This window comes from Bifidobacterium sp. LH_450 (genome assembly GCF_056356715.1).
This window is the reverse complement of record NZ_JBKEUU010000002.1, coordinates 496,426-510,959: the sequence shown is the minus strand read 5'-3', so window position 1 is coordinate 510,959 and position 14,534 is coordinate 496,426. Positions and strand designations below refer to the sequence as shown.

Here is a 14,534-nt window from a genome sequence, read left to right as displayed (position 1 = left end):
CGGTACCGTAAAGGAAGCGAACGAACCCTGCACCGAAAGGGGAGCACGAAATGAAGATCATCCAGCTGGCGCCGGACGACAGCGGCAATATCGACTGGCCGCTGCTGAGCGCCGACAAGAAGTCCGTCGTGACCGTCGGCGCCTTCGACGGCATGCACCAGGGGCACCGGTCGGTGGTGAAGACCACCGTCGAACTGGCGAAGAAGGAGAACGCGTTCTCCGTCGTCATCATGTTCACGCCGCGGCCTGCGTTCGTGCACGCCTACGCCGCCGCCCATGACGGGCAGGACGTGCCGGCCGGGACCGCCGACCCCGACGAGATCTCGTCCGTCGACCAGCGGCTGCGCACGCTCGCGGCGCTCGGCGTCGACTACGTGCTCGTCGTGCGGTATACGCTGGAATTCGCCGACAAGTCGTTCCGCTTCTTCCTCGGGCAGCTCGTCGGGCGGCTCGGCATGCGCACGCTGGTACTCGGCGCCGACGCGTCGATGGGGGCGGGGCGCGCCGGAACCGTCGAAGCGATCGAACGGCTTGCGCTGGCCACCGGCATGTTCGAGCTCGTCGTCGTCGACGACAAGGGCAACGGCAAGACGCGCGTGCCGTCCACGCTGGTGCCGCAGATGCCGGAAGGCCGCGGCACCGCTGCGGACCCGCGCGCCGGGCTGACCCGCGACCAGCTGCGCGCGTGGAGCAAGAAGCACAACGCGAAGGAAGTGCGCGACTGGTCGAGCACGAACGTGCGGTTCCTGCTCGGCCACGGCGCCGTCGAGGCGGCCGGGGAGATTCTCGGCGCGCCGCATGGCATCGAGGGCACCGTCGTGCACGGCGAGGAGCGCGGGCGCACGATCGGGTTCCCCACGGCGAACATCGAGGAACCGATCGCCGGCTACGTACCGGTCGACGGCGTCTATTCCGGCTGGCTCGTGGACCTGGGGCCGGCGGACCTGTATGCGCGGGAAGTCTCGTACGGGGCGCAGGGAAATGATGGAGTGAGTGCCGGTGCCGGTGCCGGGGCCGGAGCCGGTTCCGGTTCCGGAGCCGCTGCGTCCGGCAAAGCGGCGCCTGGGACGGCTGCTGGCAACGCTGAGGAAGGAACGCAAGCGGCCGCCGACGCCGCTGCAGACGCCGACGCGGCCGCCGAGGCTGCTGCTGAAGCCGCCATCCAGGCCGGCGCCATCGTCAATCCGCTGGAAGCGCGCATGCCGTCCGACAGCGGCATCGCCCACCAGTACCAGTCTGGGGGCGTCGAAAGCCTGCTGGCGCCGCATTCGCCGTACCGCTGGCCGGCGGCGATCTCGATTGGCACGAAGCCGACGTTCAACGAGAAGACCGGACGCAACGAGCGCGTCGTGGAAGCCTACGCGCTTGCCGACGACTGGATCGACCTGTACGGGCACCGCGTGCGCATCGAATTCGAGCACTTCCTGCGCCCGCAGATCAAGTTCGACGGCGCCGAAGAACTCACCGACGAACTCAAGCGCAACGTCGCCGACGTCCGCGCCCAGCTCTCCTAGCCGGCAGAGGAACCGGATCGGCGCAAACCGGAAATCTTAAGGTCGGGTTCCTCAACACGCCGCCTCTGGAGGAACCGGACCCATTACTGGCTGGAATCTTAGGGCCCGGTTCCTCGACATGCCGTGGTGGGAGGAACCGGACCCAGGAAAGGCTGGAAATCTTGGGTCGGGTTCCTCAACACGCCGCCGGCGGAGGAACCGGACCTGGGAAAGGCTGGAAATCTTGGGCCCGGTTCCTCGACATGCCGTGGTGGGAGGAACCGGAACCAGGAAAGGCTGGAAATCTTGGGTCGGGTTCCTCAACACGCCGTTGGGGGAGGAACCGGAACCATTGGCGGAAAGAATCTGGAGGAACGGGAAGGCCCCGGCGCACGTGAGGTGCGGCCGGGGCCTTCGCTTGAGCGCTGGCAGCGGGCTTCAGGCGCCCGCTGGACACTACTTGCGCTGGTGACGAGTCTTGCGCAGCAGTTTGCGGTGCTTCTTCTTGCTCATCCGCTTGCGGCGCTTCTTGATGACGGAACCCATCGTAAGCCTCCCGTTCCTTGGTATTTCAATACAGTAAAGATTGCAACTTGGCCTACTCTACACGCCTAAGCCGACTTTGGGGAGTCTTAGGTAACGGGACGCGGGGTTCTCGGCGCGCTAGCCATCGCTGCCAGCCCCGGGGCGGTCCGGGGAAGCGGGAGCCCGGTTCGATGAGGGGTGGGGAAGAGCCGGCGGAAAACGTGGCTAGAACGCGGCCAGGGTGCGGCCGGATCCTAGCCGGGCGCGGCTAGAGCGGGAACTCCTCGCAGATCGTTTCGACCGGTTCGGCGGCGCCGGTCGCTTCGAACACGACGGTGCCGTTGAGCCACAGCGCGGTCGCCTTCGACGTGTCGTCGCCGTTCGTACGCACGATGTACGAGCCGGTCTTCTCGCCGTCGACCTTGATGTTGCCGGCGGCGAGCGTCGTGCCGCTGGCGGCCGACTGCAGCGCGTCGTACTGCTTCGCCGCCGCGTCCTCGTCCGACCACTGGCCGACGATGACGGTGACGTCGTTGGCGGCGTCGCCGGTCGAATACGTCAGCGTGTATTCCTCGGTCGGCGACGACGACTTCCAGGTTTCGCTCGCCTTGGCGGACGTGCGCGCGAAGTTGGCGACGGTGTCCGGCATCGCCTTGAGCAGGTCGGACGCGTCGTCGGGAAGGGCAGTCGCCTTGATGGTGGGGGAGGCGGACGTCGTGGCGCTTTCGAGCGCCGACGGCGTGGGCTGTTCGCGGATGGCCCAGCCCGGCCAGATGAACGCCGAGACGACCGACAGTACGATGACGACGGCGACGATTACCACCGCAAGCCTAAGCTTCTTCATGGAAGAGGATTGCGCGCCACTCTTCGCCTTGGGTCCCGGATTTGCCATAGTTGCCAATTCTACACGGCATCCTGACGGATTCCTTGGAATTGTTGGGAAGGCGGCGAGGGGAGGGGCGGCCGGAGCGGGGCGCCGGGCGCCGGTGGACAATGGCACCGGCGCCCGCTCGCTGCGCCGCTGCTGACGGAACCGGGCGCCGGTGGTAGATTCGGGAATCATGGCAGCGAAATCGACAGTGCAGTATGTTTGCTCCGACTGTGGCTGGAGCGGTCCGAAATGGGTCGGCAAGTGCCCCGAATGCGGCGCGTGGGGCACCGTGACCGAGTTCCGCGAGGCGAAGCCGGCGGCCGGCTCGCGCACGGCGGCGCCGGGACGCACGGCGCGCACGGTGGCGGCGTCCGGCGTGCCGGCCGGCTCGGCGGCGGACGCGAAGCCGATGACGCAGGTCGGCACCGATGCGGTGCGGCGGCTGCCCAGCGGCTTCGGCGAGTTCGACCGGGTGCTGGGCGGGGGCATCGTGCCCGGTTCGGTGGTGCTGATCGCCGGCGAACCCGGCATCGGCAAGTCCACGCTGCTGCTGGAGACCGCCGGCAACGTCGCGCGGCTCGTGGGCGGGGGAAATCTTGAACAAGATTCACAAGGCGGACGGACGGTGCTCTATATTTCCGGCGAGGAGTCGGCCGCGCAGGTGCGGCTGCGCGCCGAACGGATCGGCGCGGTGGAGGATGCGCTGCTGCTTGCGTCGACGACCGATCTGGCGACGGTGCTCGCGCTGATTGAGCGGGAGCGGCCGGCGCTCGCCATCGTCGACTCGGCGCAGACGATCGTGTCCCAGGACGTCGACGGCATTTCCGGCGGTTCGACGCAGGTGCGCGAGGTCGCCAGCGCGCTCATCGACACCGCCAAGACGCTGGACGTGCCGGTGCTGCTTGTCGGCCACGTCACCAAGGATGGCTCGATCGCCGGCCCGCGCACGCTGGAACATCTCGTTGACGTCGTCTGCCAGTTCGAAGGCGAGCCGGAGACGGCGCTGCGGCTGCTGCGCGCCGTGAAGAACCGTTTCGGGCCGACCGACGAGGTGGGCTGCTTCGACATGAGCGGGGAGGGGATCGAGGAGGTCACCGACCCGGCCGGGCTGTTCCTGTCGGCCGACGACGCGCCGGCGGTGGACGGCACCTGCGTGACGTTCACGCTGGACGGGCACCGCTCGCTGCCGGTGGAGGTGCAGGCGCTCGTGACCAATTCGGTGCTGCCGACGCCGCGGCGCGCCGTCAACGGCGTCGACCCGAACCGGCTGGCGATGCTCGTCGCCGTGCTCTACCGGCACGGCGGCATCCAGCTGCTCGCCAACGACCTGTACGTCTCCACGATCGCCGGCGGCAAGGCGAAGGAGCCGAGCTGCGACCTGGCGATTGCGGCGTCGCTCGCCAGCGCGGCGAAAGGCAAGGCCGTGCCGCGCTCGACGTGCGCGATAGGGGAGATTTCGCTCACCGGCCAGATCAGGCCCGTGCCGCGGCTCGAGTACCGGCTGCGGGAGGCGGCGCGGCTTGGGTTCACCCGCGCCGTCGTGCCGCCAATGAAGAAAAGGCCGTCGATTGACGGCCTTGCGGTGGTGGAGGCGAGCACGCTGCGTGACGCGCTCGCCGCGTTGCTGGGGTAGGCGGGCAGTTTCCGCGCCCCGGTTCCGTACGGTTCGTGCCTGCGGAACCGGGGCGGTTTTGCTTTGATTGCCTTGGCTTCCGGCCGTTCCCAGCGGGAGACGTCTCAGACGTTCTTGTTCGGGTTGACGAGCTTGCGCGGGCCGGCCGGGTTGCCGACGATCACTTCGTCGACCATGTTGAGGAACAGGCCGTGCTCGACGACGCCGACCGTGTTGATGAGGTCCTCGGCGAGCTCGGCCGGGGAGTCGATGCGCTCGAGGTGCAGGTCGACGACGTAGTTGTTCTCGTCGGTGCGCACCGGCTTGCCTTCGGCGTCGAGGCGCAGGACCGGCTTGTAGCCGCGGTCCTCGAAGCGCTTGATGACGTGGGCGGCGCCGAACGGGATGACCTCGACCGGCAGCGGGAACTTGCCGATGACCTCGACGACCTTGGATTCGTCGACGATCCAGACGATCTTGTCGGAGTTCACGGCGACGATCTTCTCCCACAGGAGGGCCGCGCCGCCGCCCTTGATGCCGTTGAAGTTCGCGTCGACTTCGTCGGCGCCGTCGATCGTCACGTCGATGTGGTCGACGTCGTCGATGTCGACGATCTTGATGCCGTAGCCTTCGGCCTGCTCCTGCGTGCGGCGGGAGGTGGTGACGCCGGTGAACTGCAGGCCCTCTTCCTGCACGCGGCGGCCGAGTTCGTCCACGAGGAAGCGGACGGTGGAGCCGGTGCCCAGGCCGACGATCATGCCGTTGTCGACGAGCTTGGCGGCTTCGATGCCCGCAGCCTTCTTCATTGCGTCCTGCTGTGCCTTGTCCATAAACGCTCCTTAACGTTCGGTGACGGATGGTGCCGTCCAACGGTTCCATCCTATCGACGGCCCTTCCTTTTTCCCTCCGGCCGGCCTTTCCTCACAGAAGGAAGGAACGCGGGGCACCGCAGGTGTTCCGCCATGGGAGGCTGGGGCGTCTCCTAGGCGAGGGGCGTAGCGGGCGGCAGGGTAAGGGGCGGCTTACGTTGCGAACCGGGGCTCGTTCGGGTGGCGTAGGCTGGAAGCATGACCATTACCGTTTCTACCGACGGCTCCGCGCTGGGCAATCCCAACGGCCCGATGGGGTGGGCCTGGGCCGACCACCACGATGCCGAGTCGGACGCAAGTTCCTGCCACCGCCACGCCGGCGACGCCGACGCCGGCGGCGCCACGAACGGCACGAACCAGATCGGCGAGCTGTGCGCCGTGCTGGAGGCATTGCGCGCGCACCCGGGCCCCGAACCGCTCGTCATCGAAAGCGATTCGCAGTACGCCATCAACTGCTCGACGAAATGGGTGCGCGGCTGGAAGAAGAACGGCTGGAAGAACTCGCAGAAGAAGCCGGTGAAGAACGCCGACGTCATCAAGGCCATCGACGCCGAAATCTCGAAGAGGGAAGGTTCCGTCACCTTCAAGTGGGTCAAGGGCCATGCCGGCAACGAAGGCAACGAAAAGTGCGACCGGCTGGCGCGGACCTACGCGGGGGACTGCCGCAGCGGCGCCGAGGAGGGCTACCTGCCGCTGGAAGGCTGGCAGTCGCTGCTCGCCTCCGAATATTCCAAGGGCACGAAGGTGCCGCAGGATGCGCGGATGCTGCTCGACGGCGCCATGTCCCCCGCCGACTACCGCGCCCTGCATGCGGGAGAACCGCTGAAAGAGGTGGCTTCCGGCGCTGCGGAATCCAAGATTGAAAAAACCGAGATTCAGGAATCCGAGACTCCGTCCGGAAAGCCGGCGAAGAAAACCCGCGCAACCGTGCCGCAAGGCGGGTCGTTGCGTGAACTGTCGGCGCGCAATCTTGAGAAGGAAGCGGAGACTGAGGAAACGGAATCCGTCGTAGCGGAACCGGCGGCCGCGGAACCGGCGGCAGCGGAACCTGCCGTGCGGGAACCGGCGGCGCAACGTCCGGCTGCGCAGTCGGCGCTGCGGGCCACGGGGCTGACGGTGGACGGGACCGTGGTGTTCTCGCCGGCGCCGGCCACCAGCGCGACGTATGACGGCAAGCCGCGGCATGTGCGCGGGTACATCGCCGTCGACGGCTACGTCAACGGCGACGGCACGCTGGAACTGTCCGGCGCCGATTTCGTGATGTAGCCACGGTGAAGCAAACGCACTGAAGCAAGCGCAGTGATGCAGCCGCGACGATGTTGCGGCAAACGAAGAAGCCCCCGCTTTTGGAAGGCGGGGGCCTCTTTTCGTTGGCTAGCGTTCGCTAGGAACGCCGGAAATCAGTCTTCGAGGGCCTTGTCGACGACGACGGTGGCTTCTTCGAGGACGGAATCGAGCGTTTCGGGGGAGACGAACGACTCGGCGTACACCTTGTAGATGTTCTCGGTGCCGGACGGACGGGCGGCGAACCAGTTGTCCTTCGTCGTGACCTTCAGGCCGCCGATCGGCTCGTCGTCGCCGGGGGCCTTCGTCATCTTCGCGGTGATCTCCTCGCCGCCGAGCATCGTGGCGGTGACGTCGTCGCCGGTGAGCTTGGAGAACTTCTGCTTCTGCTCGAGCGTGGTCGGCGTGTCGACGCGGGTGTACCAGCTTTCGCCGAAGCGGGCGACCTGGTCCTTGTGCAGCTCGGCCGGGTTCTTGCCGGTCTTGCCGGTGATTTCCGCGGCGAGCAGGTCGGGGATGATGCCGTCCTTGTCGGTCGTCCACACGCGGCCGTTGAAGCGCAGGAAGCTCATGCCGGAGCTCTCTTCGCCGCCGAAGGCCACTTCGCCGGTGAACAGCGGGTCGACGAACCACTTGAAGCCGACCGGCACCTCGACCAGGCGGGCGCCGATGGAGGCGGCGACGCGGTCGATGAGCGAGGAGGAGACCACCGTCTTGCCGACGCCGGTGCCTTCCGGCCAATCCGGGCGGTTGCCGCCGAACAGGTACTCCACGCACACGGCGATGTAGTGGTTCGGGTTCATGACGCCCCAGTCAGGGCAGACGATGCCGTGGCGGTCGGCGTCCGGATCGGTGCCGCCGACGAGATCGTACTTGTCCCAGGCGCCGGCGTTGAGCTCGTCCACCAGGCCCTTCATGGCGTAGGTGGAGGAGGGGTCCATGCGGATCTTGCCGTCGTGGTCGATCGTCATGAACTTCCAGGTCGGGTCGACTTCGGGGCGCACGACGCCGATTTCCAGGCCGTACTTCTCGTTGATCAGCGGCCAGTAGTTGACCGAGGCGCCGCCCAGCGGGTCGATGCCCAGACGCACGCCGGAGGAGCGGATGACGTCGAAGTCGATGACGTTCTTCAGGTCGTCGACGTAGTGCTCGCGGTAGTCGAAGCGTTCCACGAGGTCGGACTTGATGGCCTGCTCGAACGGGACGCGCTTGACGTTCTTGTAGTCGCCGAGCAGCTCGTTGGCGCGGTTGGCGATGGCGTTCGTCGCCTCGGCCGGGGCCGGGCCGCCGGTGACCGGATCGTACTTGAAGCCGCCGTCGGTGGGCGGGTTGTGCGACGGGGTGACGACGATGCCGTCGGCCAGGCCCTCGCCGGAGAAGCGCTGGGTGCCGTCCGCCGCGCGGTTGTGCGTCAGGATGGCCTGGGAAATGACCGGCGTCGGCGTGAAGTCGTCGTGCGAGTCGATGCGCACGGTCACGCCGTTGGCGACGAGCACCTCGATGGCCGTCTTCCAGGCCGGCAGGCTCAGGGCGTGGGTGTCGCGGCCGATGTAGAGCGGGCCGGTGACGCCGGTGGCCTTGCGGTATTCGGCGATCGCCTGCGAAATGGCGACGATATGCGCCTCGTTGAAGGAGTTCTTCAGCGAGGAGCCGCGGTGGCCGGACGTGCCGAAAATGACGCGCTCGGTCGGCACCGACGGGTCGGGGACGACGTCATAGTACTTGCCGATGACCTCGTCAACATCAATCAGATCTTCTGGGGTGGCGGGCATGCCCGCATTCTTTGCAACCATGGTGACCATTGTGCCACGAGCAACGGCCATATCAAGCGGCAAACGGGGCGGCAAAACGACACGCCGGCGGTTCGCAACGCGCGCAAGAAACGAGAAAACGATTTCTGAAAATCTTGTAAACAAACGCCGGAATTCCACTGGTTAGTGTACGCTTTCCTCTGCAACCGGAACGGTTCCGCTCTTTTCTGGATTTTTCTGAATAGAGAAAACGCGATACAATCTCAGATTGATTCCACCGAGCAAAGGCGCCGTTCTGACCCAGCGAGAAAACCGGTACCGCCGACCATGCTGCAAACGCGAGCGTTCGCAGCCGACGCGGGGCTGCCGTTCCCGTTGGCGCCGCTTTTGCACGCGGCATAACGGAACCCTGAAGAAGGAAACTGCAAGGAAAGGAACAAGATGGCCGAGTCCACTGCGCAGCAGATCATCTCTGCCGTCGGCGGCCCCCAGAACGTCAAGAGCCTGACGCACTGCGCCACCCGCCTGCGATTCGAACTGGTCGACGCTTCGAAGGTCGACCAAAGCCGGCTTGAGCACATGAAGGGCGTCCTCGGCGCCGTGCCGCAGAGTGGCGACCGCTACCAGGTCGTCATCGGCGGCGGCGTCGCCAACATGTATGAGGAGATCATGCACCTGCCGGAAATGGAGAAGATCGGCGCAACCGCCGGCGCGAAGTCCTCCGGCGACGGCGCTGGTTCCGGCTCTGGCGAGATGAGCAACGCCGACGTCAAGGCCGCGGCGCGTTCGAAGGCGCGCGGCAAGGTCGCATGGGTCGATTCCTTCTTCGAATACCTCTCCGATTCGTTCCGTCCGATCCTCGGCGTGCTGCTCGGCGCGTCGCTGATCATCGCCATCCTCAACGTGTGCATCGCATGCGGCTGGATCTCGAGCGAGACCGACAGCCCGACTACCGTGTTCGTGCAGGCGCTGTACAAGGGCGTGTTCTACTTCCTGCCGATCATGATCGCCTACAACGCCTCGAAGAAGCTCAAGGTCGACCCGTGGCTTGGCGGCGCGATCATGGCGGCGCTGATGACGCCGTCGTTCCTGAGCCTGATGAACACGACGTGGGCGCAGACCCACTGCACGACGACGTCGCTGGGCACCGAACAGTGCACGACGAGCGTATTCGGCATCCAGATGCAGCTCAACGACTACTCCGGCAACGTGTTCGTGCCGCTGCTGATGGCGGCCGTGCTCGCGCTCGTGTACCACGGGCTCAAGAAGATCATCCCCGATTCGGTGCAGCTCGTGTTCGTGCCGTTCTTCTGCATGATCATCGTCGGCGCGCTCACCGCGTTCCTCGTCGGCCCGCTGGGCATCTGGATCGGCAACGGCCTGGGCGTCGGCCTGGCATGGCTCAACACGCATGCGCCGTTCGTCTTTGCCATCCTCATCCCGATGCTCTACCCGTTCCTCGTGCCGCTCGGCCTGCACTGGCCGCTCAACGCCCTGATGCTGATCAACATCAACACGCTCGGCTACGACTTCATCCAGGGCCCGATGGGCGTGTGGAACTTCGCCTGCTTCGGCGCGACCGCCGGCGTGCTCGTGCTCGCCATCCGCGACCGTGACTCCGAAATGCGCCAGACGGCTACCGGCGCGCTCGCCGCGGGCCTGCTCGGCGGCGTTTCGGAACCGTCGCTGTACGGCATCCACCTGCGTTTCAAGAAGGTCTATAGCCGCATGCTGGTCGGCTGCGCCACCGGCGGCGTCGTCATCGCCGTCCTCGGCTGGCTGTTCCCGTCCGTCACCGCCGCCGGCGAAACGGTGCGCGGCGTGACGACGACGGCGTTCGCGTTCACCTCGCTGCTGACGATTCCGGTGTTCAGCCAGATGTGGGTGTACGCCATCTCGATCGCCGTGGCGTTCTTCGTGTCGATGTTCCTGATCATCATCTTCGACTACCGCACGCCGGAGCAGAAGGCGGAAGTGCTGGCCCGCGTGGCCGCTGCCCGCGCCGAAGCCGCCAACGAGACGCCGGCCAACCGCGACGCCGTCGAATATGCCGAAACGCATGAAGACGACGCGCTGCTGCCGGGCGACAAGACGATGAGCGAGCCGGTCATGGACGCTTCCGCCGAAGCCGTGCCGACCGTCGCCGCGTTCGCGCCGCTCGCAGGCAAGTCCGTGTCGCTCGACGACTGCGGCGACCCGGTGTTCGCGTCCCGCGCGCTGGGCGAAGGCGTCGGCATCGTGCCGTCCGGTTCGAAGGTCGACGTGCTCGCCCCGGTTTCGGGCGTGCTGCAGACCGTCGCCGAAACCGGCCATGCGTTCGGCCTTAAGACCGACGACGGCGTGGAGATCCTCGTGCACGTCGGCATCGACACCGTCAAGATGAACGGCGACGGCTTCGAAGTGGCCGTCAAGGCCGACCAGCGGGTCAACGTGGGCGACAAGCTCGCCACCGTCGACTTCGACAAGGTCAAGGCCGCCGGCTTCTCGACGACGACGCTGATGACGGTGCTCAACACCGCCATGCTCAAGAAGGTCACCCCGATTACCGGCGACGTGCTCGCTGGCGATGAAGTGATCTCCATCGAGCACTGATACTTACCTACTTACCATCCCTTTTCTCCTCCTATCAACCCAAGGGGCCGGTCCCGCACGCAGTAGCGGGGGCGGCCCCTTTCTCATTTCTCGTCTTTCATTTCTCGTTTCTCGATTCTTCGTCTCTCACTTCTCGTCTCTCGATTCCTCATCTCTTCATCTCTCGTCTCTCGATTCTTCATCCCCTCGTCTCTCGCCCCTTATGTTCGACCCCCTTATGTCTCCGGTCACGGGAGCTTGGCCGGCCGAATCCTCGGGGCGGCCGTCTCGTTCTTGCTGTGCGTGGTATCTGCGCTCCGGATGGCAACGGGGGTGTGGTGGAGTTCACATTTTGGACGTTCGTTTTCGCTAAGAGGGGAATATGGGTGTAGCTTAAGCGGTTAAGAAGTTGTTTTTCAAAACATTAAGCGCTTCACGAAAGGCGAACTCGCCGGCGCGGAGGCCGGGTGGGGAGTTGAGATGAACGGACGATTCAAGGCAGGCAAGGCGTTGTGCGCCATAGCCGCCATCGTGGCGCTCGTATTCGCCTGCATCTGGACGCCTGGCGTGGCCTGGGCCGAGGATGATGGCGAGGAGAGCGCCGGGGCGGTTGTTGCGGCAACGCAGGACGGCCAGGCTGATGGTGATGCTGATGCGAAAGGCGGCATCGTGCTGGACGGGCACACGGACGCCGCTGCAGAAAGCGATCTTGCGCTGGGTGCGCAGCCGGACGCCGACTGGGGCATCATGGCCCTGGATGAGGACGGCAATGGCGAAGACGGCGGTGAAGGTGACGGCAGCGGTGAAGGTGACGGCAGCGGCGAGGGCGGTTCCTCGTCGACCACCATTCCCTGCTGGACGGATACGTCGCAGTACTCGCAGGCGCAGTATGAATCCAAGCGCGTGTGGGCTGATGATTGCGGCAAGGCGACGATGAGCTATATCCTGTCGCACTATCTGGCGTTTACGCCGGGGAACCTGACCATCAAGTCGGGACATTCGGTAGGCGCCATTGCCGTCGGCGGCAACCTGATCCCGCAGTCCAATGACAGCAATGCCAGATTTGGCCTGGGCAATGGCAATTTCCAGGAACCCGCGCCGTCGTACATTGCCGGCGATGCGTCGAAGCTTGGGTACTTCAATGCGGGCCGCTACTACAATTCGGTGCCGTACGGTGCGACGTACCCGACGACGGAGAGCTACATGATCCCGCTGTACCTGGGCACCTCCAACTATGGCGTCAGCGGGCTGTTCTCTTCGTCGTCCTATCGCGGTCAGATTCGCTACACCGACAACTACATCAACTTCAGTTCAGTCATGGCGAAGGTTGATGCGGAGGTGCAGGCAATCGCCAGCAAGAGCGCGGACGTAACGATTAGCTGGGATGGAAAAACGTGGGGTGAAGGCGGCAAGCCCGACTGGAACCTGACTGGTTCCGGCTGCGAGAAGACCAATACGAAGATCATCCGCTGCAAGGCCGGCTTGACCATCGAAATCGACCAGAGCTATTTTGACAGCGGACACTATGACCAGGGCATTGAAATCGACGTCAGCGACTGGGGCATTACGTCCGCCGACGTGCAGAACGCCACCGACGCGCTTGACGTGGTGCCGGACACCGTCTTCCTGATCAAGTCGGACGGCACGACCACCATGCCGGCCGTCACCTACCACACCGTCGACGGCGAGAAGATCAAGCCGAACATCGCCGAAGCCGATCCGAACGCCGCCAACGTGCTGTTCCTCTACCCGAACGCCACGCTGGTGAACTCGGGCAGCATCGACGTGGTCGGCTATGTCGTCGTGCCCAATGGCGACTTCGTCATGGATTCCGGCAGTCCGAACGGTTCGTTCATTGCGAAGAATATCACGCTGGGCAACGAGGGCCATAGCAAGCCGTACACCGGCGACGCGCTGTCGCGCATTAAGGCGCAGAAGGCCTATTTGGTCGATGGCGAGCGGCGGACGGCGCCGACTGGCGAATTCACGTTCGAGCTCTCTCTGGTGTTGGGCGACGGTTCCGAGGAGCCGGTGGGCACCGCCACCAATGTCGGCAACGACGTTGAATTCAATTTGCAGAATTCCGATATCGACTACCTGATCACCGATCCGTTCGAGGCGAAGCCCGGTAACAACGAGTCGACGACGTATACGTTCAAGATCCGCGAACAGCAGGGCGCCGACACCCGGATAACCTACGACAACGGCTACGTCATCGCCAAAGTCACTGTTAAGTGCGGGGAGATCGTCGAGCCGATTTCCTACACCTATTATGACAAGGATAACAACGCCGTTACCGTCGATGGCGGCAATACGTTCACGAACACGACGAGGAGCCACCGCAGCGGCAGCATCGTCATCGAGGGTACGAAGAGCGTGAAGAAGGAGCAGGCGGACGGGTCGAAGGTCGACTATGAAGTGTCCGGAGCAGAATACCGGTTCAATCTTGTTGAAGTTTCCTGCACAAACGTGGCCGATGCGAGCAGCTGCACCCCGCTTGCCGACGCGACCGTACAGTCGGTGACGGCCGGCAAGGGCGACTTCGCGTTCCCTGCGATCACGTTCACCGAGCCGGCGGACGACAGCGGAACCGACCCGGTCGGCGACCATTACTATCTCGTCACCGAAACGGCGGGCGACGGGTACAAATCGAACATTCCTAACGGCACCGTCGTGACCGTCCATGTCGCCGACGATCCCGACGACAGCGAGCGGTATGCCGTCACCGTGACCGGCGGCGTGGATTCCAGCGGGAAAGTCGCGATCGAGAATACGTACGGCGACCAGGTGTGCGTGAAGATTTCCGCGACGAAGGCGCTGGACGGCAGCGCACCGGACGCCTCGCAATATCGGTTCCTGTTTGATTTGACCGACTCGGCCGGCAATGTGGTCGCCACCGCGCACAATGTCGCCGGCGGAAATCTGAGCTTTGGCGATGGCGATGACGCGACCGAGTATTCGCTGTGTCTGACCTCACCTGGCACGTACCGGTACACGTTCAGCGAGCGGGTGGATGGCGACGGGCATCCGGTGGATGCGAACGGCGATTCCGTTACCAATGTCGTGGCGGACGAGAACGCGCGGTCGCATGAGCTGACGGTGACGGTGCGGGAAGTGCATACCAACAAGTACCTGTGGGGCAGCGGCACGAAAGCCGACAACATCATGCTTGCCATCGTCGACGTGGACGGTGCCGACGGGTACGGCGCGTACCGGGAACAGAACTCGCTGACTGACAGTGATGACGCGTTCGTCGACCACTGGCAGAACCTCAACGGCAATGACGGCGTGACGTACACGATGGTGTTCGCCAATGAAAGTTCGGAGGAACCCGGGTATGTCCTGCCGGAAGCCGGTGGCGATGGCTCGGCTATCGCGCCGGTCGTAGGCGGCTGCGCGTTGACGCTGCTTGCGCTCGCGCTGCTTGCTGGCATGTGCCGCAAGCCGGAATACTTGCCCTGACTGTAGGGCGCCGGAATCCGTAGCGTTCCCCTTCCCCTCTCTACGACGCTGGATTCCGATGGTGAATAAGGAGTTGGGTGAGTCGGCGGGTTTTCC

9 protein-coding genes are annotated in these 14,534 nt (G+C 65.0%); 5 read left to right on the top strand and 4 right to left on the bottom strand.

Annotated features, from left to right (window positions below):
- The first annotated feature begins 50 nt into the window (after nucleotides 1–50).
- A complete protein-coding gene (locus tag AC1AXT_RS04580) occupies nucleotides 51–1,514 on the top strand; it encodes a riboflavin kinase (RefSeq protein WP_476541756.1) in 1,464 nt (487 codons plus the stop codon).
- Between the two features lie 435 nt (nucleotides 1,515–1,949).
- On the opposite strand, the gene AC1AXT_RS04575 is transcribed toward AC1AXT_RS04580, so the two are convergent.
- Both AC1AXT_RS04575 and AC1AXT_RS04570 read right to left on the bottom strand, forming a co-directional pair.
- Complete coding sequence (locus AC1AXT_RS04575; RefSeq protein WP_004268639.1) at nucleotides 1,950–2,039, bottom strand: 30S ribosomal protein bS22; 90 nt, start codon at nucleotides 2,037–2,039, stop codon at nucleotides 1,950–1,952.
- A 247-nt stretch (nucleotides 2,040–2,286) separates the two neighbouring features.
- A complete protein-coding gene (locus AC1AXT_RS04570; RefSeq protein ID WP_476562584.1) occupies nucleotides 2,287–2,910 on the bottom strand; it encodes a hypothetical protein in 624 nt (207 codons plus the stop codon).
- A 169-nt stretch (nucleotides 2,911–3,079) separates the two neighbouring features.
- On the opposite strand from AC1AXT_RS04570, the gene radA reads away from it, so the two are divergent.
- Nucleotides 3,080–4,522: a DNA repair protein RadA gene (gene radA, locus AC1AXT_RS04565; protein ID WP_476541760.1), complete on the top strand. Its 1,443-nt coding sequence runs from the start codon at nucleotides 3,080–3,082 to the stop codon at nucleotides 4,520–4,522.
- 104 nt (nucleotides 4,523–4,626) lie between these two features.
- Here radA and rpiA read toward each other — a convergent pair whose 3' ends face one another.
- On the bottom strand, nucleotides 4,627–5,331 hold the full coding sequence (gene rpiA, locus AC1AXT_RS04560) for a ribose-5-phosphate isomerase RpiA (protein WP_476541762.1): 705 nt from the start codon (nucleotides 5,329–5,331) through the stop codon (nucleotides 4,627–4,629).
- 237 nt (nucleotides 5,332–5,568) lie between these two features.
- On the opposite strand from rpiA, the gene AC1AXT_RS04555 reads away from it, so the two are divergent.
- Entirely contained in the window at nucleotides 5,569–6,636 is a 1,068-nt protein-coding gene (locus AC1AXT_RS04555; RefSeq protein WP_476541763.1) for a ribonuclease H family protein, read from the top strand.
- Nucleotides 6,637–6,770: 134 nt separating this feature from the next.
- Here the strand turns inward: AC1AXT_RS04555 and pgm are convergent, their stop codons facing one another.
- On the bottom strand, nucleotides 6,771–8,447 hold the full coding sequence (pgm, locus tag AC1AXT_RS04550) for a phosphoglucomutase (alpha-D-glucose-1,6-bisphosphate-dependent) (protein WP_476541765.1): 1,677 nt from the start codon (nucleotides 8,445–8,447) through the stop codon (nucleotides 6,771–6,773).
- Between the two features lie 399 nt (nucleotides 8,448–8,846).
- On the opposite strand from pgm, the gene AC1AXT_RS04545 reads away from it, so the two are divergent.
- Both AC1AXT_RS04545 and AC1AXT_RS04540 read left to right on the top strand, forming a co-directional pair.
- The gene (locus tag AC1AXT_RS04545; protein WP_476541766.1) at nucleotides 8,847–10,997 is read left to right on the top strand and encodes a glucose PTS transporter subunit IIA; all 2,151 of its coding nucleotides are present in this window, start codon (nucleotides 8,847–8,849) and stop codon (nucleotides 10,995–10,997) included.
- Between the two features lie 459 nt (nucleotides 10,998–11,456).
- Nucleotides 11,457–14,438, top strand: a complete 2,982-nt coding sequence (locus AC1AXT_RS04540; protein ID WP_476541768.1) for a collagen-binding domain-containing protein — start codon at nucleotides 11,457–11,459, stop codon at nucleotides 14,436–14,438.
- Nucleotides 14,439–14,534: the final 96 nt, after the last annotated feature.